At 64.3% G+C, this 25,896-nt stretch carries 27 protein-coding genes; 17 read left to right on the top strand and 10 right to left on the bottom strand.

Annotated features, from left to right (window positions below; all coding sequences use genetic code 11):
- Nucleotides 1-23 precede the first annotated feature (23 nt).
- The 10 genes from rplL to CO669_RS05395 all read right to left on the bottom strand — a co-directional run bounded on the left by rplL (nucleotide 24) and on the right by CO669_RS05395 (nucleotide 8,053).
- Nucleotides 24-401: a 50S ribosomal protein L7/L12 gene (gene rplL, locus CO669_RS05440; protein WP_061026886.1), complete on the bottom strand. Its 378-nt coding sequence runs from the start codon at nucleotides 399-401 to the stop codon at nucleotides 24-26.
- Between the two features lie 54 nt (nucleotides 402-455).
- A complete protein-coding gene (gene rplJ / locus CO669_RS05435; RefSeq protein ID WP_097658973.1) occupies nucleotides 456-974 on the bottom strand; it encodes a 50S ribosomal protein L10 in 519 nt (172 codons plus the stop codon).
- Between the two features lie 584 nt (nucleotides 975-1,558).
- Nucleotides 1,559-2,512 (bottom strand): 2-hydroxyacid dehydrogenase, encoded by a 954-nt coding sequence (locus CO669_RS05430; protein ID WP_097658733.1) that lies wholly within the window; start codon nucleotides 2,510-2,512, stop codon nucleotides 1,559-1,561.
- Nucleotides 2,513-2,601: 89 nt separating this feature from the next.
- Entirely contained in the window at nucleotides 2,602-3,294 is a 693-nt protein-coding gene (gene rplA / locus CO669_RS05425) for a 50S ribosomal protein L1 (RefSeq protein ID WP_097658732.1), read from the bottom strand.
- Nucleotides 3,295-3,300: 6 nt separating this feature from the next.
- Nucleotides 3,301-3,729 (bottom strand): 50S ribosomal protein L11, encoded by a 429-nt coding sequence (gene rplK / locus CO669_RS05420; protein WP_006611824.1) that lies wholly within the window; start codon nucleotides 3,727-3,729, stop codon nucleotides 3,301-3,303.
- A 133-nt stretch (nucleotides 3,730-3,862) separates the two neighbouring features.
- A complete protein-coding gene (nusG, locus tag CO669_RS05415) occupies nucleotides 3,863-4,417 on the bottom strand; it encodes a transcription termination/antitermination protein NusG (protein ID WP_007602985.1) in 555 nt (184 codons plus the stop codon).
- Nucleotides 4,417-4,608, bottom strand: coding sequence for a preprotein translocase subunit SecE (gene secE, locus CO669_RS05410; protein WP_007602984.1), 192 nt, complete (start codon nucleotides 4,606-4,608; stop codon nucleotides 4,417-4,419). The genes nusG and secE overlap by 1 nt, the downstream gene beginning before the upstream one ends.
- Nucleotides 4,609-4,964: 356 nt before the next feature.
- Entirely contained in the window at nucleotides 4,965-6,233 is a 1,269-nt protein-coding gene (locus CO669_RS05405; RefSeq protein ID WP_097658731.1) for a class I SAM-dependent methyltransferase, read from the bottom strand.
- A gap of 85 nt (nucleotides 6,234-6,318) precedes the next feature.
- Entirely contained in the window at nucleotides 6,319-7,338 is a 1,020-nt protein-coding gene (locus CO669_RS05400) for a lysylphosphatidylglycerol synthase transmembrane domain-containing protein (protein WP_097658730.1), read from the bottom strand.
- A 13-nt stretch (nucleotides 7,339-7,351) separates the two neighbouring features.
- A complete protein-coding gene (locus CO669_RS05395; RefSeq protein ID WP_245444177.1) occupies nucleotides 7,352-8,053 on the bottom strand; it encodes an SIS domain-containing protein in 702 nt (233 codons plus the stop codon).
- Between the two features lie 52 nt (nucleotides 8,054-8,105).
- Between CO669_RS05395 and CO669_RS05390 the strand changes: the two genes are divergently transcribed.
- From CO669_RS05390 to CO669_RS05310, 17 genes are all read left to right on the top strand, one after another.
- The gene (locus tag CO669_RS05390; RefSeq protein ID WP_097658972.1) at nucleotides 8,106-9,119 is read left to right on the top strand and encodes an SDR family oxidoreductase; all 1,014 of its coding nucleotides are present in this window, start codon (nucleotides 8,106-8,108) and stop codon (nucleotides 9,117-9,119) included.
- Nucleotides 9,120-9,220: 101 nt separating this feature from the next.
- Nucleotides 9,221-10,786, top strand: coding sequence for a PfkB family carbohydrate kinase (locus CO669_RS05385; protein WP_097658728.1), 1,566 nt, complete (start codon nucleotides 9,221-9,223; stop codon nucleotides 10,784-10,786).
- 29 nt (nucleotides 10,787-10,815) lie between these two features.
- Nucleotides 10,816-11,817: an NAD-dependent epimerase/dehydratase family protein gene (locus tag CO669_RS05380; RefSeq protein ID WP_097658727.1), complete on the top strand. Its 1,002-nt coding sequence runs from the start codon at nucleotides 10,816-10,818 to the stop codon at nucleotides 11,815-11,817.
- 5 nt (nucleotides 11,818-11,822) lie between these two features.
- Entirely contained in the window at nucleotides 11,823-12,434 is a 612-nt protein-coding gene (locus tag CO669_RS05375; RefSeq protein ID WP_245444175.1) for an HAD family hydrolase, read from the top strand.
- A complete protein-coding gene (locus CO669_RS05370) occupies nucleotides 12,431-13,468 on the top strand; it encodes an aminoglycoside phosphotransferase family protein (protein ID WP_198963850.1) in 1,038 nt (345 codons plus the stop codon). Before CO669_RS05375 ends, CO669_RS05370 begins: the two co-directional genes overlap by 4 nt.
- Nucleotides 13,443-14,291 carry a transketolase gene (locus tag CO669_RS05365; protein ID WP_097658725.1) on the top strand — a complete coding sequence of 283 codons (849 nt, stop codon included), beginning with the start codon at nucleotides 13,443-13,445 and terminating at the stop codon, nucleotides 14,289-14,291. The genes CO669_RS05370 and CO669_RS05365 overlap by 26 nt, the downstream gene beginning before the upstream one ends.
- 10 nt (nucleotides 14,292-14,301) lie before the next feature.
- The gene (locus CO669_RS05360; RefSeq protein WP_097658724.1) at nucleotides 14,302-15,261 is read left to right on the top strand and encodes a transketolase family protein; all 960 of its coding nucleotides are present in this window, start codon (nucleotides 14,302-14,304) and stop codon (nucleotides 15,259-15,261) included.
- 8 nt (nucleotides 15,262-15,269) lie between these two features.
- Entirely contained in the window at nucleotides 15,270-16,376 is a 1,107-nt protein-coding gene (locus CO669_RS05355) for a DegT/DnrJ/EryC1/StrS family aminotransferase (protein ID WP_097658723.1), read from the top strand.
- The gene (locus CO669_RS05350) at nucleotides 16,366-17,484 is read left to right on the top strand and encodes a DegT/DnrJ/EryC1/StrS family aminotransferase (RefSeq protein ID WP_097658722.1); all 1,119 of its coding nucleotides are present in this window, start codon (nucleotides 16,366-16,368) and stop codon (nucleotides 17,482-17,484) included. Before CO669_RS05355 ends, CO669_RS05350 begins: the two co-directional genes overlap by 11 nt.
- Nucleotides 17,481-18,287 (top strand): sporadic carbohydrate cluster 2OG-Fe(II) oxygenase, encoded by an 807-nt coding sequence (locus CO669_RS05345; protein WP_097658721.1) that lies wholly within the window; start codon nucleotides 17,481-17,483, stop codon nucleotides 18,285-18,287. The genes CO669_RS05350 and CO669_RS05345 overlap by 4 nt, the downstream gene beginning before the upstream one ends.
- Nucleotides 18,280-18,672 carry an LIC12192 family sporadic carbohydrate cluster protein gene (locus CO669_RS05340; RefSeq protein WP_097658720.1) on the top strand — a complete coding sequence of 131 codons (393 nt, stop codon included), beginning with the start codon at nucleotides 18,280-18,282 and terminating at the stop codon, nucleotides 18,670-18,672. Before CO669_RS05345 ends, CO669_RS05340 begins: the two co-directional genes overlap by 8 nt.
- A gap of 25 nt (nucleotides 18,673-18,697) precedes the next feature.
- Nucleotides 18,698-19,363 carry a class I SAM-dependent methyltransferase gene (locus tag CO669_RS05335; protein ID WP_097658719.1) on the top strand — a complete coding sequence of 222 codons (666 nt, stop codon included), beginning with the start codon at nucleotides 18,698-18,700 and terminating at the stop codon, nucleotides 19,361-19,363.
- Nucleotides 19,341-19,919 (top strand): WbuC family cupin fold metalloprotein, encoded by a 579-nt coding sequence (locus CO669_RS05330; RefSeq protein WP_097658718.1) that lies wholly within the window; start codon nucleotides 19,341-19,343, stop codon nucleotides 19,917-19,919. The genes CO669_RS05335 and CO669_RS05330 overlap by 23 nt, the downstream gene beginning before the upstream one ends.
- Nucleotides 19,920-19,954: 35 nt before the next feature.
- Entirely contained in the window at nucleotides 19,955-20,959 is a 1,005-nt protein-coding gene (locus CO669_RS05325; protein WP_245444173.1) for a lysylphosphatidylglycerol synthase transmembrane domain-containing protein, read from the top strand.
- A gap of 28 nt (nucleotides 20,960-20,987) precedes the next feature.
- Nucleotides 20,988-23,276, top strand: a complete 2,289-nt coding sequence (locus CO669_RS05320) for a hypothetical protein (protein WP_245444171.1) — start codon at nucleotides 20,988-20,990, stop codon at nucleotides 23,274-23,276.
- A gap of 210 nt (nucleotides 23,277-23,486) precedes the next feature.
- On the top strand, nucleotides 23,487-24,704 hold the full coding sequence (locus CO669_RS05315; protein ID WP_097658716.1) for a class I SAM-dependent methyltransferase: 1,218 nt from the start codon (nucleotides 23,487-23,489) through the stop codon (nucleotides 24,702-24,704).
- The gene (locus CO669_RS05310; RefSeq protein ID WP_097658715.1) at nucleotides 24,697-25,890 is read left to right on the top strand and encodes a class I SAM-dependent methyltransferase; all 1,194 of its coding nucleotides are present in this window, start codon (nucleotides 24,697-24,699) and stop codon (nucleotides 25,888-25,890) included. Before CO669_RS05315 ends, CO669_RS05310 begins: the two co-directional genes overlap by 8 nt.
- Nucleotides 25,891-25,896: the final 6 nt, after the last annotated feature.

Raw genomic sequence — 25,896 nt, 5'->3', positions numbered from 1 at the left:
GATCCCGCGCCAGTAAGCAGTGCTTACTTGAGCTCGACCTTGGCGCCAGCCTTCTCGATCTGGGCCTTGATCTTCTCGGCTTCTTCCTTGTTCACGCCTTCCTTCAGCGGCTTCGGAGCACCCTCGACGAGGTCCTTTGCTTCCTTCAGGCCGAGACCGGTGATGGCGCGGACTTCCTTGATGACCTCGATCTTCTTGTCGCCAGCCGAGGCGAGAACGACCGTGAACTCGGTCTTCTCTTCCGCCGGAGCAGCGGCAGCGCCACCGCCAGCCGGGCCGGCCACGGCGACGGCCGCGGCAGCCGAAACGCCCCACTTCTCTTCGAGGAGCTTCGCGAGTTCAGCGGCTTCGAGCACGGTGAGGCTCGAGAGGTCGTCAACGATCTTCTGCAAGTCAGCCATTGTTCAGTTTCCTTGAGTGTAAGTCTGGTTCGGGTTTGAGTTTTGCGAAGGGCGTCAGGCCGCTTCGCCCTTTGAGGCATGAGCCTGGATGACGCGCGCGAGCTTGCCCGCGGGCGCATTGGCGAGCTGAGCCAGCTTGGTCGCCGGGGCCACGATGAGGCCGACGATCTTGCCGCGCAGTTCGTCAAGCGACGGCAGCGAGGCAAGCGCCTTCACGCCGTCGACATTCAGGACGGTCTTCCCCATCGAACCGCCAACGATGACGAACTTTTCGTTCGCCTTGGCGAATTCGACGGCGACCTTTGGCGCCGCTACCGGATCGTTCGAAGTGGCGATCACGGTCGGTCCCTTCAGCATGGGGCCGATGGCAACGACGTCAGTGCCTTCAAGAGCAATTTTGGCGAGACGGTTCTTCGAGACCTTCACCGAGGCGCCAGCCTGCTTCATCTGCGTCCGCAGCTTCTGCATCTGGGCAACGGTCAGGCCGGAATATTGAGCAACGATCGCGACGCTCGTGGTCTTGAAGACCCCATTGAGCTGTTCGACCGCGTCCTTTTTTGCCGCTCGTTCCACAGCAAGCTCTTTCCGGTTGGCGGTCATCGCAAAAAGCGGGACCGCCGGGTTGCACCCATCGCCCCACCCAAAACCTGAACCCCGGGGCCAAAACCCTGAGGACACGCGCCGGGCGAGACGACAATTCAAAGCCTGCCCTCCGAAAGCCCCTGAGGGCCCACGGCGTGTCGAGGTCCGAACCAGACCCGTTTCGCAGGCAGCCCTTAAAGCTGGATGCGAAGTGAAATCCGGTCTTCACCCGTCTATGCAGGCCATGCGATTAAGCCGTTGAGAAATCGAAATTTCCCGCGAGCGCCTGCAGTCTTGGACAGGACAAGGTCAGCCGGCGAACCGCCCGACCCTTGCCCGCACCCCACCAACCGACGGATCTTCCTTCCTTTTCGGGCAAATCCTTGCGGACGTCCTGAAAAGGAATGATCTCCTATCGTGTCGGGTTTTCGGAATGCGTGCACGAACGCGCCAGCCGAGGCCGGCACGTCCGGAAGCGGTTCTTTAACCGCTCCGTGCCTGCTTGCCAAGAGCAAAATTCACACCAGTTCCAATCCGTTGCCGGCGGGGCTTGAGGCGAGCCGATAAGGACCGATTCAGGCCGATTTGACCGCGTAAGGCAGCTGCTTGCCCGCGAAGAACGCCGTCAGGTTCGCCAGCACGCAAGTCTGCATGGCCACGTGCGATTCGAGGGTGTGGCCGCCGATATGCGGGGCGAACACCACGTTGGGGAGCGCGGTCAGGGCGTCGGGCGCGTGCGGCTCCGTCTCGAACACGTCGAGGCCGGCGCCGGCGATGGTCTTGTCTGTCAGGGCCGCGACCAGGGCCTTCTCGTCGATGACCGAGCCGCGGGAGATGTTGACGACATAGCCGTCCGCGCCGAGGCGCCCCAGGATATCAGCATTGACGGCATGCTGGGTGTCGGCCCCTGCCCGGACCGCGATCATCAGCACGCTGCACCACTCGGCGAGCGCCTCGAGGCTCGGGAAATACTGATACGGCAGGTCGTATTGGGTCCGGCTGAAATAGCCGACCTCGCTCTCGAAGGCGGCGCAGCGCGCGGCAATCTTGCGGCCGATCTCGCCCATGCCGTAGACGCCGATGCGGCGGCCGGGCATTCCGGCCTGCGGGCGCATCATCGGCGACTGTTTCGAGGCGGCCCAGTCGCCACTGCGGACATATTGGTCGGCGACCAGAATCCGCCGGGTCGTCGCCAGCATCAGCGTCATCGCGATATCGGCGACCGAGGCCGCATTGGCGCCGGGGCTGTGGCCGACCGCGATGTTGCGGGCGGCTGCGGCCTTCAGGTCGACGCCGTCATAGCCGGTGCCGTAGCAGACGATCGCGCCGAGCTTCGGAAACAGGTCCATCGCCTCCGGCCCCAGCGGCGAGCCGCCGGCGGTCAGCAGCGCGCGGATGCCGCCGAGCTCCTCCGCCGGAAAGGCGTCGCGCGCAGGCTTGCCGCCGGTGTCGAGCAGTTCGAACCGCTCGGCGAAGCGCGCCATCATGGTCTTGGGAAAGCGCGAATAGATCAGGACCTTGTCAGCCATTGTTGTTGTTTCCGGTGAGCGCCTTCACAAACGACGAGGGGCGGAATCGGTTGCCCAATTCCGCCCCTCGCCTCATGCAATTTCCAGACTTAGCCGAGAATGGTGCCCGGCTCGACCTTCACGCCGGGGCCCATCGTCGAGGACACCGCAACGCGCTGGATGTAGGTGCCCTTGGAGCCAGCCGGCTTCGCCTTCGAGACGGCATCGGCGAGCGCCTTGATGTTCTCGACCAGCTTCTCCTCGGTGAACGAGGCCTTGCCGACACCGGCCTGCAGGATGCCGGCCTTCTCGACGCGGAACTCGACCGAGCCGCCCTTGGCGCCCTTCACCGCACCGGTGACGTCCATGGTCACGGTGCCGATCTTCGGGTTCGGCATCAGGCCGCGCGGGCCGAGCACCTTACCGAGGCGGCCGACCAGCGGCATCATGTCGGGAGTGGCGATGCAGCGGTCGAAATCGATCGAACCGTTCTGCACCTTCTCGACCAGGTCTTCGGCACCGACGACGTCGGCACCGGCGGCCTTGGCTTCGTCAGCCTTGGCGCCGCGGGCGAACACGCCGACGCGGAGCGTACGGCCGGTGCCGTTCGGCAGGGTCACGACGCCGCGGACCATCTGGTCGGCGTGACGCGGATCGACGCCGAGATTGATCGCGACCTCGATGGTCTCGTCGAACTTCGCCTTGGCGCGTTCCTTGACCATCTTGATGGCTTCCGCGAGCGGGTAAAGCTTTTCGCGGTCAACACCTTCGCGGGCTTTGTTCAAACGCTTTCCGATTGCCATGACCGCTTACCCCGCCACTTCCAGACCCATCGAACGGGCAGAGCCCTCGACCATCTTCATGGCCGACTCGATCGAGTCGCAATTGAGATCCTTCATCTTCTTCTCGGCGATCTCGCGCACTTGCGCCTTGGTCACCTTGCCGGCCTTGTCACGGCCCGGCGCCTTCGAGCCGGACTGGATTTTTGCGGCCTGCTTGAGGAAGAAGGACATCGGGGGGGTCTTCATCTCGAACGTGAACGAACGATCGGCGTAGATCGTGATCACGACGGGAATCGGGGTGTTCTTCTCTTCCTTCTGGGTCTGCGCGTTGAACGCCTTGCAGAACTCCATGATGTTGAGACCGCGCTGACCGAGCGCGGGACCGATCGGGGGCGAAGGATTCGCCGCACCGGCCGGGACCTGAAGCTTCAGGTATCCGGTCACTTTCTTTGCCATGTATCACTCCTGTTGTGCCGGCGACCGCCGGCGGTTTCAGGTTCGTGGTGGGGACCTCAAGCAGCTGGCGACCGCCCGCGTCCTCCCACGGCCTCTCCTTGCGCGAAGCCCTTCGGCTTCACGCGCGACCCGATCAGACCTTCTCGACCTGACCGAATTCCAGTTCGACCGGCGTTGCGCGGCCGAAGATCGACACCGCGACCTTCACGCGCGAGCGCGCCTCGTCGATTTCCTCGACAACGCCCGAGAACGAGGCGAACGGGCCATCGGCCACGCGCACGTTCTCGCCGATCTCGAACGACACCGACGCCTTCGGCCGTTCCACGCCCTCCTGCACCTGGTGCAGGATCCGCATGGCTTCGGCTTCCGAGATCGGCATCGGCTTGTTTTCGGCGCCGAGGAAGCCCGTGACCTTCGGCGTGTTCTTGATCAGATGAAACGCCTCGTCGGTCAGCTTCATCTTCACCAGCACGTAGCCGGGGAAGAACTTGCGCTCGGCGTCGATCTTGCGGCCGCGGCGCACTTCCGTGACCTTCTCGGTCGGAACCAGCACCAGTTCGAACAGCTCCTCAAGCCCGCGCTGCTTGGCCTGCTCGCGAATGGATTCGGCGACCTTCTTCTCGAAGTTCGAATAGGCGTGGACGATGTACCAGCGCTTGTCGGACAGTTGAGCGGTTGCTGTAGCCATCAGTGAATGCCCAAAAGGAAGGTGATGAGGACGCGGATGATCTGGTCGGCGGCGAAGAAGAAGATCGAGGCCACGGCGACCATCACGAACACCATGATGGTGGTGATCGTGGTCTCACGACGGGTCGGCCAGGTGACCTTGGCGGTCTCCGAGCGCACTTCCTGCAAGAACTTGAACGGGCTGACTGCCATCGTGCGAATGTCCAACGTCCGTCGCCGGACGCGCATGAATTTCAGGGATCCGAACAGCCGCCGTTGGCCCAGCCCTCTGTCTCGAAGGATGAGCCGGAATCCGGGCTCGATTGTTCGGGGATTTCAAAGCCGCGCCGGAGATCCGCGTCTAACGGGCCGGCAGCGAGTGCGGGGTATCTACTGCGGATGAGGCCAAACGTCAAGGTAGCGGCGCGCTGGCCAAACCGCCCCTTACCCGCGACGGGCTCCGCCGGAGCCCATGCGAATCAACGGCTTAACGGGCCGGCCGCCCGGGCCGGAGCCGCCTGAACCGGCCGGGCCGCCCTGCCCGCGCGGACGGCGGCCCCGGACGGCCGTCAGTCGGCCCGGTCGACCATGGAAATGCCCGGCAGCGGCACCACGAACTTGCCGCCTTCGGCGAAATAGCGGGCGTGCTTGGCCCGGATTGGGTCGACATAGCGCCAAGCGAAAACGACGACGAAGGCCGGCTTGCGCTCGTAAAGGGCCGCCGGCGGCAGGATCGGGATGTCGTAGCCGGGACCCGCCATCACGTTGCCCTTCTTGGGGTCGTCGTCCACCAGGAAGTCGATCTTGTTCTCCAGGCCGAACTGCGGCAGCAGCGTCGTGGTGCCCACGGAGACGCCGTAGCCTGCGACCAGCTGACCGCGCGCGTGGGCGGCGTCGGCCATCGCGACCAGCTCGTCGCGGATGGCGGCGATCCGCTTCACGTAGGGCGCATAATAGGCCGGCTGATCGACACCGAGCCGCTCTTCCTCGGCGACGAAACGCGCGACCTCGGCCGAGGGTTTCTTGGCGCCGCCGGCGCGCTGCACGGTGACGCGGATCGAACCGCCCTTGGTCCAGATGTGCTGGACGTCGATCAGCTCCATGCCGAGCCGGGCAAAGAAACGGATCAGCGGCTTGATGTTAAAATAGGACAGATGCTCGTGATAGACGGTGTCGAGCAGGTTCTTCTCGGTGACGTCGACGCCGTATTGGGTTTCGAACACGAACAAGCCGTCAGGCGCCAGCACGTCGCGAACGCCGATCACGAGCGGATCGAGATTGTCGACATTGGCGATCATGTTGTTGGCGATCACGACGCTCGCCGGGCCGTGGCTCTGCAGGATGCGGTGACCGATCGCATCGGTGAAGAAATCGCCGATGGTCTCGATCCCCGCCTCGGTCGCGCGCTTGGCGATATCGACGGCGGGATCGACACCGAGCACCCGCATGCCGCGCTCCTTGAAGAAGCCGAGCAGCGATCCGTCGTTGCTGCCGAGCTCGACGACCAGCGAGCCAGGCGCGATGCCGAAGCGGCTGACGACGTCGTTGGCATAGCCGGCGAAATGCTCTCGCAATCCGAGCGAGAGCGAGGTCGTGTAGACGTAGTTGCGGTACTGGACCTCGGGATTGCCGACATGGAGAATCTGGAGGTGGCCGCAATCCCTGCACAGATGCAGCGCCATCGGCACCGCCGCGCGGAACACGGGATCGTCGACGCTGGCGTCGGGGACCTGGAAGTTCGGCGTGCCGATGGGCATGCCAGCCATCGGGACGACCAGCTCTTGCTTGTCCGAGTGACAGAGGCGGCAGGTATGGCGGACGTAGAACAGGTTTTTCATCGTGGAACCGAATAATGAGATACGCGATCGGGTGAGGCAATCCCACCCCGTGAAGTCCAGACCGGCAGCAACGCGCTGAAGCGGGTCATGGGTGGCTCGAAACTTCCTTGCCCAGCCCGTCGTAGCTGGGGGCTTCCTGCGCCGCCAGGGCGGCCTTGTCAGCTGAATACGATCCGCGCTCCGGACTTGCCAGCCAGATCGCGCCGCCGACGAGCCCGATGATCACGCTGATGGCGCCGAGCAGGAGCGACACCGACAGCGCTTCCTCGGAAGGGACACCCGCCAGACCGAGGCAGGCAACCATCGCCCCCTCGCGAACGCCCCAGCCGCTGATCGAGATCGGAACCGCCGTCAACAGCACCACGGGCGGAATCAGGATGCCGGCATCCACCACCGAGAGCTGCGCGCCGACGCCGCGCGCCAGGGCGAAACACGCCGCCGCGGTCACGAGATGGATGAGCAGCGCCGACCCGAACAGCAACGCGCGGCGCTCGGACTGCAGCAGAAGAAACCGGACCAGCGCCCCGAACCGAACGAAGCTTGCGATCGCCCGATGGGCGATGAGGCGCTGCGGCAGACGGTCGAGCGTCAACAACACCACGGTACCGGCGACGCCGGCGAGCGTCAGCCCGCCGATGGCCAGGATCGCGGCCTGATCGGACACGCGAGACAACAGGAACGGCAATCCGGCCACCATCAGCGCGATCAGCCCGATCAGCGCCGTGAAACGGTCGGCCGCGACGCCCTTGACCGCCTCCGGCCACTGCACGCCGCGCTGGCGCAGCAACCACATCCGCACCGCGTCGCCGCCGACCGAGGACGGCAACACCTGATTGAACCAGAGGCTGATCATGAGGATCCGCCAGCCCGCGAGCCAGTCCAGCGACACGCCGAGCGCGCGCATGATCAGCTCCCACCGGCCGTTGAGCACGAAGGTCTGGAAGAAGATCAGCGCAAGCGCGAGGACGAACAGCAAAGGATCGACCGAGACGAGATGGCTGCGCAACCGCTGCAGGTCGAGACCGCGCGCGATGTAGACCAGCACCGCGATCGACAGCAGCAGCTTTACCGAAAACAGGGCCGCCTGCTTGAACCGCGACTGCATCGGATGCCTCGCCTCAGGACGCCGGATATTCCGCACGACCGATGACGAGGTCGATCGCGGCCATCATCCAGAACTGGTGCGTCGTCTCGACAATGTTGTAGCTGCGGCTGTCGACGAAGAAATTGACGTCGCCGAGATTGCGCAGGGGATTGTCCGCATTCATCCCCGACAGCGTGATCACGTCGAGCTTCATCGACCGCGCCTGCGCAACCGCATTGAGGATGTTCTTCGAGCGCCCCGACGAGCTGATCGCGACCAGGCAATCGCCGGCACGGGCGTTCAGCCGCACGGCGTGTGCAATCCAATCCTCGAACCCGTAGTCGTTGGCGAGGCACGACATCATGCTCGCGTCGCTGAAGCAGAGCGCGGGCACCGATGCATTCTTGGCAAGATCGATCGCCAGATGTGAGGCGATGCCGGCGGAGCCGCCGTTGCCGATGAAGATGACGCGGCCGCCCTGCTCGCGCACGCGCAACCAGATCGCGCGCGTGGCGGAGATCTGAGCGAAAACACGATCGTCGACCGCCGTCGCGCGATGGAGGCGCCCCACGTAATCGTCGAGGAAAGCCTTGTGATCGGGATCGACGGACTCAACGGGCATGGACTGGCGGCTCTGCTGCAACATGAAGCCCTGATACCGGCTATTACTAGGGATTGCAAAGGTATATTGCTTGCAAAGTCGGCGAGCGGCTGATAGTCGGCTTTCGGGTTTCACTTACACATTGGCGGGCCTATTTCGCTGGGCATTCGCGTCACGGATGTTCCCCATGAAATGCATTGTTACTGGTGGCGCAGGTTTCATCGGCAGTCACCTCGTCGACCGCCTCCTCGACGATGGCCATGAAGTGGTCGCGCTCGATAATTTCGTGATCGGCCGCCCCGAAAATCTGGCCTCGCGCGCCAATTCGAGCCAGCTGAAGGTCGTGCGGGCTGACGTCACCGACCTCGAATCGATCAAACCGTATTTCCACGGGATCGACTGGGTTTTCCACCTCGCCGCGCTCGCCGACATCGTTCCCTCGATCGAGTCCCCGATCCCGTATCATCGCGCCAATGTCGACGGCACGGTCAACGTTCTCGAGGCGGCACGGCACGCCGGCGCCAAGCGCTTCGTCTACGCCGCATCGTCGTCCTGCTACGGCATTCCCGACGTCTATCCGACGCCGGAGAGCGCCGAGATCCGGCCGATGTATCCCTACGCGCTTACCAAGAATCTCGGCGAGCAGTGCGTCATGCACTGGTGCCAGGTCTACAAGCTGCCCGCGGTCGCGCTGCGCCTGTTCAACGTCTACGGGCCGCGCCATCGGACCACCGGCACGTACGGCGCCGTGTTCGGCGTGTTCATGGCGCAGAAGCTCGCCGGCAAGCCCTTCACGGTGGTCGGCGACGGCGAGCAGACGCGCGACTTCACCTTCGTCAGCGACGTCGCGGACGCCTTCGTCACCGCCGCCCGCTCCGACGTCTCGCACGAAATACTCAACGTCGGCTCGGACAACACCTACAGCGTCAACCGGCTGGTCGAACTTCTCGGCGGCGAAAAGGTCCACATTCCCAAGCGCCCCGGCGAGCCCGATTGCACCTACGCCGACATCGCCAAGATCAAGCGGGTCCTGAACTGGACGCCGAAGGTGAAATTCGAGGACGGCGTTGCGACGATGCTGAAATCGATGGATCAGTACAAGGACGCGCCGCTGTGGACGGTCGACAAGATCGCCGACGCCACCAAGGACTGGTTCAAATATCTCGGTGACGACAACGGCTCGCCCAAAGCAGGCTCTTGAACAGGGGCAAGCTCTTGAACAGGTTCGCCGGATAACGTTGCTTGCGATTCGATCATTTCCGGGCGGCCATCTGAGACCTACCGGCGCTTTGGGTAATTCACATGGGTAATGCTCCGAAAGACAAGCCGGCCGTCCATCCGGCCCCGCACGACAAGATCAGGACGATCGAGGAGCTCGGCGAGGTGGCGCGCGCCGCGCAGGCAAAAGGCCTGACGGTCGCGCTCTGTCACGGCGTGTTCGATCTGGTGCATCTCGGCCACGTCCGCCACATCCTGGCGGCGCGCAACGAGGCCGACGTGGTCATCGTGACCATCACCGCCGACCGTTTCGTCAACAAGGGCCCGGGACGGCCGATCTTTCCGGAGAACATGCGCGCCGAGATGCTGGCCGCGCTCGGCACGGTCGACTGGGTCGGCATCAACCTGACCTCCAGCGCCGAACCGGTCCTCGACACCGTGCGCCCCGACATCTACGTGAAGGGCTCGGACTACGAAAATCCCGAGGACGATGTCACCGGCAAGATCGCCGTCGAGCGCGAGGCCGTCGAGCGCCACGGCGGGCGCATCGTCTTCACGCGCGACGTGACCTTCTCTTCGTCCTCGCTGCTGAACCGCTATTTCGACATCTACGATCCGCCCCTGCGCGACTACCTGCAGAAGGTGCGCGAAGGCGGCGGCGCCGACCGCCTGCTGAAGCTGATCGACAAGATCCAGGACATGCACGTGGTGCTGGTCGGCGACACCATCATCGACGAATACCAGTACGTCACCGCGCTCGGGAAAGCCTCCAAGGAGAACATCGTCGCGACCCTGCTCAAGAACGGCGAGCAGTTTGCCGGCGGCGTCATCGCCGCGGCCAACCACGTCGCGAGCTTCTGCAAATCGGTCGAGATCGTCACGACGCTCGGCGGCAACGACTACCCCGAGGAGTTCATCCGCGCGCATGTCCGCCCGAACGTCACCCTGACGCCGATCCGCATCCAGGGCCGTCCCACGACCCGCAAATTGCGGTACGTCGAGATGGGCTATCTGCACAAGCTGTTCGAAGTCTACACGATGGACGACACGCCGCTCGACGAGACCGCGCGCAAGGAGATCGACAAGGTCACCGCCGAGCGCGTGCGCGGTGCGGATGTCGTCATCGTCACCGATTTCGGTCACGGCATGATCGCGTCCAGCACGATCGAGACGCTGATCGCGAACTCCAAGTTCCTGGCGGTCAACGCCCAGAGCAACAGCGGCAACCACGGCTACAATCTGATCACGAAGTATCCGAAGGCCGACTACATCTGCATCGACGCGCCGGAAGCGCGCCTCGCCGCCACCGACAAGTTCAACGACATAGCCTCGGTGATCGAGGACGGCCTGCACCGCAAGATCGATTGCGACAACATGATCATCACGCACGGCTCGTTCGGCTGCTACCCCTTCTCGTCGAAGACCGGCGTCGCGCGCGTGCCCGCCTTCACCAAGACCGTGGTCGACACGGTCGGCGCCGGCGACGCTTTCCTGACGATTACCGCGCCGCTGGTGGCGGCCGGCGGCAATATCGAGGACGTCGCCTTCATCGGCAACGCGGCGGGCGCGATCAAGGTCGGCATCGTCGGTCACCGCAGCTCGGTCGAGAAGGCGCCGCTGGTCAAGTTTGTCACCGCGTTGTTGAAGTAAGCGCGATCGAAAAAATCTGGAGAACGACAGTGATTGATCAGAAATGGAACGTGATGGTCACCGGTGGCGCCGGCTACGTCGGCAGCGTGCTGGTTCCGCAATTGCTGGCGGCGGGCCACAAGGTCACCGTGCTCGACCTCTTCATGTACGGCGAGGACGTCTTCAACGCCGTTCGCGACAATCCCAATCTTCGCCTGATCAAGGGCGACATCCGCGACGAGGCCGCGATCAACGAGGCGCTGCGCGGCAACAACGCGGTGATCCACCTCGCCTGCATCTCCAACGATCCCTCGTTCGAGCTGGATCCGGGGCTCGGCAAGTCCATCAACTACGACTGCTTCCGCCCCATGGTGCGCGCCGCCAAGAAGGCGGGCATCAAGCGCTTCATCTACGCCTCCTCCTCGAGCGTCTACGGCATCAAGGACGAGGCCGAGGTGACCGAGGAACTGTCCTGCGAGCCGCTCACGGACTATTCGAAGTTCAAGGCGATGTGCGAGACCGATCTCGCCGACGAGGCCGCCTCCGGCTTCGTCACCTGCACGGTTCGTCCCGCCACGGTGTGCGGCTACGCTCCGCGGCAGCGGCTCGACGTCGTCGTCAACATCCTGACCAATCTCGCGGTCAACACCGGCCGCATCCGCGTGTTCGGCGGAACGCAGAAGCGGCCGAATCTGCACATCCAGGACATGTCGGCGGCCTATCTGTTCCTGCTCCAGCAGGATGACGCCAAGATCGACGGCAAGACCTACAACATCGGCTACGAGAACCACGCGCTGATGAAGATCGCCGACATCGTCAAGTCGGTGGTCGGCAACAACGTCGAGGTCGCCGTCGAGCCGACCGACGATCTGCGCTCCTACCACGTCTCCTCCGAGAAGATCCGCCGCGAGCTCGGATTTGCGCCCACGCACACGATCGAGCAGGCCGTCTCCGGCCTCGTGGACGCCTTCAAGGCCGGCCGCCTGCCGAACTCGCTGAACGATCCCCGGTACTTCAACATCAAGATGATGCAGAACATCAGCCTGAAGTGAGCGGCGTGCGGATCGGCATCGATTTCGACAACACGATCATCTGCTACGACAAGGTCTTTGCCGCCGTCGCGCGCCAGCGCGGGCTGGTGCCCGAGGGCTGGGCGGGGCTGAAGACCGACGTTCGGGATTTCCTGCGATCCCGCCCCGGCGGCGAGCTGGCCTGGCAGGGTCTGCAGGGCTTCGTCTACGGCAAGGGCATCGGCGGCGCCGAGATCTATCCCGGGGTGCGCGAGTTTCTCGCAAGCTGCCGCAAAGCCGGCGCGAACGTCTACATCGTCAGCCACAAGACGCAGTTCGGCCACCAGGACCCCGACCACACCGACCTGCGCGAGGCCGCGCGCGGCTGGCTGCGGGGAGCCGGCCTGATCGACGCTGCGGATGCGGCCGTCGCCGCGGGCAACGTCTATTTCGAGGACACGATGGCCGCCAAGGTCGAGCGGCTCGCGAGCCTCGATCTCGATATCTTCATCGACGATCTCGTCGACGTCTTCGAGCAGCCGCATTATCCGAAGGCGACGCGATCGATCCTGTTCACGCAATCGCGGCCCCCTCATCCCGCTCATTGCGAGCCGCGCGCGACCTGGGCCGACATAAGCCGCGGAGTGTTCGCGCCATGAGCGAGCCGGACCTGAGCGCGCAGGATGCGATCTCGATCGGCAGCCGCCTGGCCGGAGCACGGGTCGCGGCCGCCCAACCGGCGCGGTCCGGCGGCAACAACAGGGTGTTTCGTCTGGAGATGGCGGCGGGCCCGCCCCTCGCCCTCAAGCACTACCCCTCCGACGGGCGCGACCGCCTCGGGCAGGAATATGACGCGCTGTCGTTTCTGTCGCGTCACGGCATGACATCGACGCCACGGCCGGTCGCAAAGGACGCGGACGCGTTCTGCGCGCTGTATCAATGGTTCGACGGTGAAGCGGCGGTGCTGCATCCCCAGGACGGCGATGCCGACCAGCTGGCTGATTTCCTGATCGAATTGCAGAAGCTGCGCGATGCCGAGGGCGCGCAGACCTTGCGGAACGCATCGGCCAGCATCTTTTCGCCCGAGGAAGCTATCGCCCAGTACGAGCAGCGCCTCGACGGACTGAGGCGCGCCTCCGGCGATCATCCGGATCTGCGCGCGTTCATCGATGGCAGCCTGGTTCCCAGCACTGCCGCCGCCGTTCGGCGGCTCCGCACGCGTTATGCGGAACTGGGACTGAATCCCGCAGCGGACCTGGCACCCGCGCATCGCGCGTTGAGTCCGTCGGATTTCGGACTGCACAACGCGCTGCGCGGCGAAGACGGCCGGCTGCGCTTCATCGACTTCGAATATTTCGGCTGGGACGATCCGGTCAAACTGCTGTCCGATACCGCGATCCACCCCGGCAGCGATCTGCCGGCAACGAGCGCGAATTGCCTCATCGAACGCCTCACGCAAGCCTTCGCGGCTAGGGATGACGCGTTTGCGATCCGCCGGGACGTACTGTATCCTGTGTTCGGGGCGATTTGGTGCCTGATTGTCCTGAATGCTTATTTGCCGGAAAGCCGCTCCCGGCGCGCCCTGGCTGCGCAAGGTGGCGATCTGACGGTCCGCCTTGCCGGCCAGCTCGACAAAGCCCGCCGGCTCCATCAAACGATTTGCCAACGTGATCCAGATCTCACCCCACGCTGAAGCCGCCCTCACCTGCACGCTGGACGAGCGCAGCCTTTACTTGCGCCGCCTGGTCCTCGGTTCTGTCCGCTCGGCCGGACGCGGCCATGTCGGTCCCGCCTTGTCGCTGATCGAGATGGTCCGCGTGCTCTACGACGACGTGCTGCGGATCGACCCGCAGAACCCGCAAGATCCCCATCGCGACCGCGCCATCCTCAGCAAGGGACACGGCTGTCTCGCGCTCTACGCGCTGCTCGCCGATCGCGGCTTCTTCCCGCTGTCGGAGCTGGACGGCTTTTGCGGCTCTGACAGCATTTTGGGCGGACATCCCGAATACGGCATGGTGCCGGGCGTCGAGGCCTCGACCGGCGCGCTCGGACACGGCCTGTCGATCGGCGTCGGCCTTGCCCTCGCCGCCCGCATGCGCGAGCGCAGCTACCGGACCTTCGTCCTGCTCGGCGACGGCGAGATCAACGAGGGATCGGTCTGGGAAGCCGCCATGGGCGCGGCCAAGCACGGCCTCGACAACCTCGTCGCGATGATCGACTACAACAAGCTGCAGAGCTACGGGCCCACCGATTACGTGCTGCCGCTGGAGCCGCTCGCGGATAAGTGGCGCAGCTTCGGTTTCGCCGTGCAGGAGGTGAACGGCCACGACGTCGCCGCGCTGCGCACCGTGCTGAAGCAGGTTCCGGCCGTTCCGGGCAAGCCCACCGCGGTGATCTGCCATACCGTCAAGGGCAAGGGTCTGCCGGCCGCGGAGTCCAACGCGGATTGGCATCACAAGAACAAGCTGTCCGACAGCGAGCTCGACGCCATTCGCGTCGCCGTCGGCGATTTTTGATCGGCATCCCATGCGCAACACAGCGATGAACATGGTCCACAAGCTCGCCGCGCGCGACGAGCGTGTGCTTTACATCGGCTCCGATCCCGGCGCCGGCACCCTGCGCGCGATGAGCAAGGAGTTTCCCAAGCGCCATCTGATCGAGGGCATTTCGGAAGCCCACATCATCGGCATGTCGGCTGGCCTGGCGATGGAAGGCTTCGTGCCCTACGTCAACACCATCGCGACCTTCCTCACCCGCCGCTGCTACGAGCAGGTGGCGGTCGATCTCTGCCTGCACAATCTGCCGGTGCGCCTGATCGCCAATGGCGGCGGGCTCGTCTACGCCCCGCTCGGCCCCACCCACCAGGCGATCGAGGACATCGCCATCATGCGGGCGCTGCCGAACATGACGGTGATCTGCCCGTGCGACGCCGACGAGGCGGCGCGCATGATGGAGCACACGCTAGACTGGAAGGGCCCGATCTACATTCGGCTCGGCAAGGGCGGCGACGCGATCGTCTCCAAGGCCGAGCACGGCTTCGAGATCGGCAAGGCCATCCTGATGCGCCCCCCGGGCGACGTCCTCATGGTGACCACCGGCATCATGCTGCAGCGGGCGCTGGCCGCAGCCGACCTGCTGGCGGCGCAAGGCGTGCGCGCCGGCATCCTGCACATGCACACGGTGAAGCCGCTCGACACCGAAGCGCTGCTGCAGGCGATCCGCGGCGTCAAGCTGCTGGCAACGCTGGAGGAGCACGTGCCCTCCGGCGGCCTCGGCAGCGCGGTCGCCGAGACGCTGATCGACAAGCTCGGCTCGGGCCTGCCCGCGATGCTGCGGCTGTCGCTGCCGGACCGCTTCATGCACAATTACGGCTCGCAGGATTCGCTGCTGAAGAAGCACGGCCTCTCCGCCAACGCCATTGCGACCTCGATCGAGCACGCGCTCGCGGCGTCGCGCACCTCCGCTCCTCAACTCCATTCCACCTGACGGGTCACATGTACGACGTTCGATATTCCTATCTGCTCGAGCAATTCTCCGACCCCGCTCCGATCCTGGCCGAGATCGGCCGGCTGGTTGCGACCGGTGACTTCACCCTTGGCAAGCCCGTTGCCGAATTCGAGAAGCGCTTCGCCGAACTGATCGGCGTCCGCCACGCGATCGGCGTCGGATCCGGCACCGACGCGCTCAAGCTGCCGCTCAAGGCGCTCGGCATCGGCCATGGCGACGAGGTCATCACCGCCGCCAACACCTTCATCGCGACCGTCGGCGCGATCGCCGAGACCGGCGCAACGCCCGTGCTGGTCGACTGCGACGATTCCTTCTGCATGAACGTCGATCAGGTCGAGGCTGCGATCACCAAAAAGACCAAGGCGATCATGCCGGTTCAGTTGACCGGCGAGGTCACCGACATGGGCAAGCTGATGCCGATCGCACAGCGCCACAACCTGCCCGTGGTGGAGGACGCCTGCCAGGGCATCCTGTCGGAGTTTTCCGGCAAGCGCTCCGGCACCCATGGCATCGCGGCCGGCTTCTCGCTGCATCCGCTCAAGAACCTCAACGTCTGGGGCGATGCCGGCGTCGTCGTCACCAATGACGACGGCATGAACGAGAAGCTCCGCCTGATCCGCAACCACGGCATGAAGAACCGGGACGAGATTTCGATCCTCGGCTGCAATTCGCGGCTCGACTCGCTGCAGGCGGTCGTCGGCAACTGGCTGATCGGCCAGACCAGCGAGATCACGCGGCGCCGGATCGAGAACGCGGCCTATTACGATGCGGGCCTTGCCGGCCTGCCCGGCCTGCGCGTTCCCACGCGCCGGGCCAACGTGAAGCACGTCTACCATCTCTACATGGTGTTCGCCGAACGCCGCGACGAACTCTACAAGTACTGCCTGGACAACGGCATCGAGGCCAAGATCCACTATCCGATCCCGCTGTATCAGCAGGAAGGTCTCAAGCATCTCGGCTACGCGCCCGGCACCTTCCCGGTCACCGATCGTCACGCCAAGGAAGTCATCAGCTTTCCCGTCGACCAGCATCTGACGCGCGCCCAGCAGGATCGCGTCATCGAGACCGTCAGGAAGTTCTGCCATGGACGCTGACACCGGCCGCCGGCGTATCGGCTACGTCAATCTTCCCGCGCAGTTCGAGGAAGAGCGCGCCGAGATCATGCAGGCGGTCGAGGGCGTCTTCCAGCGCGGCGACTTCATCGGCGGCGCAGCGGTCGGAAAGCTCGAAGAGGAGCTGTCCGCCTATCTCGGCTCGCCCCATGTCGTGACGCTGAATTCCGGCACCGACGCGTTGATCCTCGCCTTGCGGGCGCTCGACATCGGTCCCGGCGACGAGGTGATCACGCCGCCGAACTCGTTCGTGGCATCGACCGCCGCGGTCATCGCGGTCGGCGCCACGCCGGTCTTCGCGGACGTGCTGCCGGACCAGAACATCGACCCCGCCGCGGTCGAGGCCGCGGTCACGCCGCGCACCAAGGCGATCATGCCGGTACACCTGACCGGGCGCATGGCCGACATGACCCCGCTGATGGCCATCGCAGACAAGCACGCGCTCGCCGTGATCGAGGACAGCGCCCAGGCGATCGGTTCGACCTATGACGGCCGCATGAGCGGCACCATCGGCACGTTCGGCTGCTTCTCCGCCCACCCCTTGAAGAATCTCAACGCCGCGGGCGATGCCGGCTTCCTCGTCACAGGCGACGCCGAGATGGCTGCACGCATCCGCCGCCTGCGCAATCACGGCCTGATCAACCGCAGCGACGTCCAGGAATGGGGCATCGTCTCACGGCTCGACACGCTCCAGGCCGAAGTGCTGCGCATTCGCCTGCGTCACCTGCCCTCGGTGATCGAACGCCGGCGCCGCAACGCCGCGCAATACCGCGCCGAGCTCGCAGGGCTCCCCCTGTTCATTCCGCCCTGCCGCAACATCGAATTCAACACCTTCCACACCTTCGTGGTGCAGACCGACCGCCGCAACGACTTCCAGAAATATCTGGCCGACAAGGGCATCGAGACCGCCATCCACTATCCGGTCCCGATCCACCTGCAGCCGGCGGCAGCGCATCTCGGGCAAGGCCGCGGCGCGTTCCCGGTGACGGAACGGCAGGCGGACCAGATCCTCACGCTTCCCATCAACCAGTTCCTGTCGGCCGCAGACATCAGCTATATCTGCGCGACCGCCCGGGAGTATTTTGCATGACGGATACCGACTTCCTTCAGGCCGATGAGCAGGCGCTGGCGCAGCGCTTCATCGACAACGGCTTCGTCACCACGCCGGCCGACGATCGCGCAGGCCTCGACCGCATCCAGCGCCGCGCCGCCGAGCTCGCGGCTGATTATCTCAAGCTGCCGCACAGCAACGATCCCTATGCGATGCTCGACAGCATCCACACCCGGGTGAGCGTGGACGATCTCAACGGCCTGCGGCTGCACGTCTTCAACGGCCTCAACGCCGAGCCCTGGTTCCGGCCGACCTATTTCCGCCTGGCGCGCTCGACGATCGAAACCATCGTCGGCAACGAGCTTTGCATGCAGCGCCGCGTCAATCTCAGCATCCAGATGCCCGGCGACGATTCCTCGCTGCTCGCCACGCATTCCGACGTCTGGTCGGGCGACTCGCCGTTCGAGGTCGTGGTGTGGGTGCCGCTGGTGGACGTCCACCACACCAAGGCGATGTATTTGCTGCCGCCGTCGCTGAACGGCGACATGCAGGACCGGATGGCGAACCTGCGCAGCGCCGAGGAGCTCTACAAGACCATCAAGCCGCACGCGACCTTCATCGAGATTCCCTACGGTCACGTGATGCTGTTCAACCAGACCCTGATGCACGGCAATCGCGTCAACGAGGAGCCCGGCACGCGCTGGAGCATGAACTGCCGCTTCAAGAGCATCATGTCACCCTACGCGGACAAGCGCTTCGGCGAGTTCTTCGAGCCGATCCTGCTGCGCCCGGCGACGCGCGTCGGCATGCAATACAAGCTGCCGGGAGGCTTCCATGGCTGAGCGAGCCGGCCATCGCGGCTATATCGGCGCGCGGCCGCTGAACGGCAGCCGCACCCCGCAGCACGTCCAGAACATCGTGATCCGCGACTACGCGCGGCGGAAGAATTTGCAGTTCCTGCTCAGCGCCGTCGAGCACATCATGCCCGGCAGCTACATGGTGCTCGAGGACATCATGGACGAGTTGCCCCGCCTGAATGGCCTGATCCTCTACAGCATCTTCATGCTGCCGCCCGACGAGGCGCGGCGACGGGAGATCTACGACCGCGTGCTGCGCGAGGGCTGCGACCTGCACGCGGCCGTCGAGGAAATCACGCTGTCGTCGCCGAAGGACATCCAGGCCGTCGAGGACATCCTGCTGGTCAACAAATACGCCACCATCCTGTGACGATGCTGCGGACCGGTTGAGCCCCATGAGCGAGATCAACCTGCTCCAACCGATGCACGCCTCGACCAGGCGGAACTACGTTCAGCGCGTGGTCGAGCACGACAAGGCCGAATCCGCCACCGTCGCGCGGCAATGGGGACGCGACTACTGGGACGGCGACCGGCGCTACGGCTATGGCGGCTACCGCTACGACGGACGCTGGCGCCCCCTCGCCCAGACCCTGATCGACCGTTACGGCATCAAGCCAGGCATGAGCGTGCTCGACGTCGGCTGCGGCAAGGGCTACCTGCTCTACGAGTTCACCCAACTCGTCCCCGACCTGACGATCGCCGGCATCGACATCTCCGACTACGGCATCGCCAATGCCAAGGACGAGGTGCGACCGCAGCTCAAGGTCGGCAGTGCCGTCGAGCTGCCCTACCCCGATCACAGCTTCGATCTCGTGGTATCGCTCGGCGTGCTGCACAACCTTCCGCTCGAGGACGTGTTCCGTGCGGTGGCCGAGATCGAGCGCGTCGGTCGCGGCAGCTCGAAATATCTGATGGTGGAATCCTTCCGCAACGAGCGCGAGAAGGCGAACCTGCTCTACTGGCAGCTCACCTGCCTGAGCTTCCACGGCCCGGAAACCTGGGCGTGGATCTACGACAAATGCGGCTATCGGGGCGACCATGGGTTCATCTTCTTCGAATGAGGCGACGGGCCCGCGCCGGCCGACGTCACTGCGGGCGCAAAATCCCGAAGTCTATTATTCCGACGACGCGATCGTCACGGCGGATGACGCCACGATCGCGGAGCTGAAGCGCATCGCCGCGGGCAACCCGCGCCTGCGCAGCCGGCTGTGCACGCACCCCGACCCGTCGTCCGGCCTGCACGAGATGCTGATCGTGCATCACCGCGAGGCCTATGTGCGGCCCCACAAGCATCTCGGCAAACCTGAATCCTTTCACGTGATCGAGGGCACCGCGCAGGTTTTGATCTTCGAGGATGACGGCCGCATTCGCGACGTGCTCGAGATGGCGCCCTACGGCCATGGCAAGCGCTGCTATTACCGCATGCCGGAAAAGGTCTTCCACTCGATCCTGATCACGTCGGAGTGGCTGGTATTCCACGAAACCACGGCCGGCCCGTTCGATCCCTCGCGCACGGCATTTCCCGACTGGGCCCCCGATGGCGGCGACGCCGCCGAGGTCCAGGACTACGTCGCGAGGACTGGCGCGCTCGCCGCGGCGCATCTGGCGACACCGTAGACTTCCCCTATCGCGGCTCGACGATCCCACAGTGAATGATCGAGGACGAACACCAGCCGATGAAGCCGCCAGCAAAAGCAATGGTTACCCTGGTCAAGTTCGCAGTGTCGATCGGGATCCTGGTGTTGCTGTTGCGCAGCCAGGACCTTTCGTCCCTGAAAACGGATCTGCTTGCCGTCGATCCGAGCGTGCTGGCGCTTGCGGTGCTCTTGCTGTTTGCCCAGACTTTCGTCCTCTGCCACCGCTGGATATTGATCCTCCGCGCCATGAACGTGCCTCTGGGTTGGCTGCCCGGCTGGCGCATTCTCATCGTCAGCACCTTTTTCAATCAGGTGTTGCCCGCGGGCGGTGATGCGGTCCGGATCTGGATGCTGCGGCGTCAGGGCGTGCAATGGTCGCAAACCATCGGCAGCATCGTGGCCGATCGCTTTTTGGCCCTGCTGGCCCTCGGCCTCATCGTCCTCTCGGGAATGCCGTTCCTGCTGCCTCTCGTCCGAGACAGCTCGCTCCTTTTCGCGATCGTGACCATTCTGGCGGCTGCATGCCTCGGTGCAATCGCGCTCATTACGCTGGATTGGTGGCCACCGCGCCTGCTCTCGGCCGTGCCAGCCAAAGTCGTGCAATTCGTGATGCTGGTCAGAGCCCCGTTGCTGGCGGTGAAGGGGCGAGCCATGTTGATCGGATCCGCCATTGTCGTTCACCTGATCACCGTCACGACCTGCTACGTCCTTGCGGTCGGACTGCAAGCGCCACTCTCCCCACTCGGCGCCTTCGTGCTGATCCCGCTCGTCATCCTGTCTTCCGCCGTCCCCATCTCGATCGGAGGCTGGGGCGTGCGCGAAGGCGCCATGATCGGCGCGCTTGGTCTGGCTGGAATTGCATCCGACAAGGCGCTCGCGATATCGGTCCTGCTAGGCCTCGGCGGCCTGATCGTCGGGCTGTTCGGCGGACTGGTATGGCTGATCGCGCCCGAGCGCGCCGGCTTCACCCCCGACCAGGCGCGGGCCATCGCCGAACGAACGGATGCAGCGCCGGTTTAGCATGAGCACCTCTGGACAAGATCAAACGATGACGGCCGGCGAGATGCGTCTGCGTGCCCTGATCGAGACGTGGTGGCCGCGTGTCCTCATCTTCGTGCCCGCGGCGCTTTCGATCTGGTTCGTGAATCGAACCGGGACCTACCGTGCGCTGCTGTTCGATGGCGGTTGGACGACGCGATTTTACGTCCTCGCCTGGATCGTCCTGACGCCGTATCTCGGCTGGCTCATCATGGCGACCGGACGCCTGACGTTCTCGCTCATCAAGCACGAGCCCACTCAGCGCGTCGACGAGTTCTTTGTCGGCGCAGCCGCGCTCATTCTGACGGGATTTGGCTTCGGCGCACTTTCGATCCTGTACCCGCAAATCGTTCTCGGATGTGCGACCGTGGTGCTGCTGTGGGATAGCCGCAGCTTCGGCACGCCGCAGAAGCATGCGGTGACCCTGCCGCTGATCGCAACATCGCTGATGGGGCTTTGGCTACTGGCGACCGTGTTCCTCGACCGTGCGGTCATACCCGACGTCATTTCGACCGACGTCCAACAGCTCTACGCCCCGTATCTTGCAGAAGTCGCGAGAAATCACAGCATCTGGCTGGCGCCCGACAACCCCATCTTCTCCGACTTCGAGATCGGCCATGGCAACGGGCTGCATCTGTTGATGGCGACGTTCCTGCCGCCCCATGTCGCCCAGATCGTTTCGTTTCTCTACTTCGTCGGCATCGGCGCGGTGATTTTCGAGCTCGCCCGCCTCGTTCTGCCGTTGCAGGCGCTCGGACGCCGCTGGGAAGACGCGGCGATACCGATTGCGCTCGGCGTGGCGATCCTCGGGCTTGCTTGGCCCCGCACGATGCCGAGCGTCAAGGCTGGCCTCTACATCATGGAGTTCGGCAAGTACCATCTGCAGACGGCGGCATTCTTCGTCTATTTCCTGCTGGTCGTCATTCGATCGTCCCAAGCCCGCGACCGGCTGGCCGCCGGCATTTGCGGCCTTGCCGTCGCCGCCTCCTATCCGCTCTATGCGGCGTTCGTGTTCCTGATTTCGTCGCTGGGCGCCTTCACCAAGGTTCTTCAGCGCGACCGATCCGGCCTCGTCACCAGCCTGTTGCTCGGGTTTGGAGCGGTTGCCGGGTGCATCCTGGCCTTCTCCATCAACTATCTCTATCTCGGAATCCCCGCGACCAACCCGTACTCGCTCTTTCGAAAGATCGCATCGGTCGAGCGCTTCTCGCAGTTCGGCAGCCTGGATATTCTTGATTTCTTCGTGCTGGCGCAGTCGCTGGAGGTCAGCGATTTCCTCAGCAAGTCGGGAGTGGTCGCCTTCATCAGGCAGGCCAAATCCGTCGTGCTGGTTGCAGCTCTCATCGCGGCGACGACTTGCGCGATCTCTTTCCTCGATTCGAAGTTGTTTCCGGATCGCACCGGCGTCACGAAATCGCGCCCCCTGCCCAGTATCGCCGGCGTTTTCGTCGTTATCGCCTACGTCGCCAGCGTGCGGCTGCTGGACATGACGCTGAATATTCCGAGCCTGATCAGGCTATCCATTCACGTCAACGCGCTGTTCCCGCTCGCGGCCGCCGCGATCGCCTGCTGGGGACTGGTCATCGTGCGGCGGCTGGTCCCGGCCATATTCGCCGGGCGCTTTGCACCCAATGTCGCCATCCTGGCGCTGCTTGCCGCTTGCGCCTGGATGACGATCTGGTTTCCCTGGCAGAGCTTCAGGGATGACGGAGCCATCGCCTTTGCAGGCGGGCGCTCTCTCATCCAGATGCCCCGGGTCAGCCTGAACTGGCAGCGCTGTGACGAGCTGCAGCAATCCACGGGCTCCGATCGGATTCTCGCGCTGAACGGATACCGCGCGATGGTGCCCTGCTATTTCTCGCCGCTGCTCACGCGCGGCAAGATCATCCATACCTATCAGAGCGACGTCGCGCGCAATTTCAAGAACATCGCACTTGGGACTGCCGATACGGCCGAGGCCACCCTTCGATCACTTGGCGTCAAGCTGTTCTATGTTCAGAAGCAGAATTGCGATTTCTGGCTCAACGGCTTCTCCGACGTCTTTCAGAGCGCTGAGCTGGAGAAACGGTTCGCTTTGCATAGCGAGACCCCGAACTACTGGCTGTTGACGTGGAGGGATGGCGGACAGCCGCTGAGCCCCGAAGCCGAGGCCGGGATATCTGCGCTACGGACGAGATCGAAAGACATCTATCGCCGGGCCTATGGGATCGAGCCGTTCGAGGTGGTGAAGCACCGCCTGTCTCCCAACGGCCAGCGAGCGGACATCACGGCCCTCGATCAGCTCATGACCTGTCACTAGGTCCCAGCCGGTTCCGCGCATGTCGGGAAGCAAGAGCTCAAACGAAGGCCAAGAGGTACCAGCTCGAGAGTGGCGCCAGGCTTGTGAATGGCCTGCCCGGGCCAACTTAAGAATTGTGGCACGGCCTGCGGGGCTATATAGGCTTCAACTGCGCCGCGTATCGCCTCGGGGCGCCGACATTCCCCTGTTTTCCTGCAAAGAGCTGAAACCGTGACCGACCATTGCCGCCTTTGCCATTCGACCAACCTGCGTCCGGTGATCGACCTCGGACTGATGCCGATTGCGCATCGGCTTCGGCACAGCCGAGACGAGCAGGAGGAACGCTATCCATTCGACGTGCTGGCCTGCGGCGATTGCGGCCTGCCTCAGATCGTCAAGCCGATCGATCCCGAGATTCTGTACCGGCAGTTCAACTACAATTTCAGCAGCTGGAAGCCGGAGCCGCATCAGGCAGACGAGCTCGACACCATCGCGAAATTCTCCAAGCATCAATCCGTGTTCGAGATCGGATGCAATGACGGTCTGTTCATGGACAAGCTGCGCGAGCGCGGCACCAAGGTCATGGTCGGTGTCGAGCCCAATCCGGTGTCGGGCAAGATCGCCCGCGAGCGCGGCATCAAAGTCTATGCCGACATGCTCAGCCCGGAGATGGCTCACGATGCTGTCGCTCAGTCCGGCAAGTTCGACCTCGTCATATCGCGCCAGGTGCTGGAGCACATCGTCGATTTCGAGAACTTCTTCAATTGCGTGAAGATCGCGCTCAGCGACGACGGCCTGCTGTTCATCGACGTGCCCGATTTCGCCCCGGGCTCGGCGGTGGGAGACCTCTCCGTGCTCTGGGAAGAGCACGTCAGCTATTTCACCGAGCCGACCCTGCTCGCGCTGCTGGCGCGCCATGGCTTCGAGGCCGTGTCGGTGAAGAAATACAATTTCAGCGGCGGCACCCTCGCGATCGCAGCCCGCCGTGCCAAGGGCGCCGTGACGGCGCCACCCGCGCCGTCCGGCGTCGGCGAGAAATTCGGTCAGCGCGCGCGTGAGTACGGCGCGCGCTTGCGGCCTGTTCTGGCGAAGGCCCGCGCCAACGGCGCCGAGATCGCCATCTACGGCGCCGGCTGCCGCGCCTGCACCTTCACCAACGCCCACGAGCTGGCGGATCTCGTCGACCTCTCGGTCGATGACCAGAAGGAGCGCCAGGGGCTGTTCCTGCCCGGCACCGGCATCCCGATCCGCGCGCCAGAGGATCTCGCCGGCAAGTCCGGGCCGCTCGTCTGTCTTCTGGCAGTGAACGAAGAGAACGAGGCCAAGGTCTCCAGCCGGCTGCGCGAGAGCGTGAAGCGTCCGCTCGAGATCGTTTCGATCTTCGCGCCAAACGATATCTGGAGCGAGCTCGATCGCCTCGAGGCGTCGCTAAGGTCGCGGCATGGCTGAGGACAAGCTCTTCAACTATTACGAACGTCAGGACGTTCTGCCGACGTTCGGCAATTTCAAGTCGTCCGCCGAGCTCGAGGCCTACGCCAGCCAGCGGCGCGAATTGTTTTCGGACAAGCTCGTGCTGCCGCCCCGACTGTTCCGCGATGCCGAGGTGCTCGAATTCGGTCCCGATTCCGGCGAGAATGCGCTGGTGTTCGCCGGCTGGGGGGCGAACATGACGCTCGCCGAGCCGAACCGGCTCGCCCACCCGAAGATCGAAGCCTACTTCGCGCATTTCAGCCTCACTCAGCGTCTGCGCGAGCTTGCCTTGGCCGATGTCGAAGGCTTCCGCAGCGATCGCCGTTTCGACATCATCGATGCCGAGGGCTTCATCTACACCGTGCAGCCGAGCGAGAAATGGCTCGGCATCTTCCACCGCCTGCTCAATCCGGACGGCTACGCCGTCGTGTCCTATTACGAGCGCTATGGCGGCTTCTTCGAGCTCACGCTCAAGGCGATCCATGCAGCGGGCAAGGCATTGACCGGTCGCGCCGCGCTCGACACGGCCAAGATGCTGTTCGAGCCGAAGTGGAACAGCATCCCGCACACCCGCAGCTTCGAATCCTGGCTGATGGACGTGCTGGAAAATCCGTTCGTCCGGCATCGCTACTTCCTCGACGCGACTGCGTTGTGCACGGCGGCGCATGACCAGGGTTTCGACGTCCATTCGGCATGGCCGGCCTACCGCGACAGCCTGGACATCTACTGGCACAAGAAGATGCTGTCCGGTGACGACAAGCTGCATCGCGCCGCACGCCATCTCGACCGGAGCCGCCTGAGCTTCCTCGGCGGCCGAAAGCTTTATCTCGTCGGCAAGGCCGATGCAGTCCAGGCGATCTCGGCATCGATCGAGGCGCTGGTTCGCGACGTCGATGGCATGATCGACAATCCCTTCGGCGAGAGCCTGCCGCGCGTCATTGCGGGCCTCGCCTCGCTGCGCGAGACGATCCGGACCACGGACATTCTCGCCGACGATGTCGCCGACATCGATGCCATCATCGCCACGCTCGACGGTTTCCATCGTATCTTCGCCGCGATCGGGCGGCGGGACGCGGCCGCGATCACTGGCCTTACCCAGTCGGATCCGGCCTTCATCAATACGTGGGGACAGCCGGCGCATTTCCTCGTCGTCCGGAAGCGCTGAGGGATC

The sequence above is a fragment of the Bradyrhizobium sp. Y36 genome (assembly GCF_002531575.1).
Taxonomy (GTDB): domain Bacteria; phylum Pseudomonadota; class Alphaproteobacteria; order Rhizobiales; family Xanthobacteraceae; genus Bradyrhizobium.
This window is presented reverse-complemented; position numbering and strand designations above follow the sequence as displayed.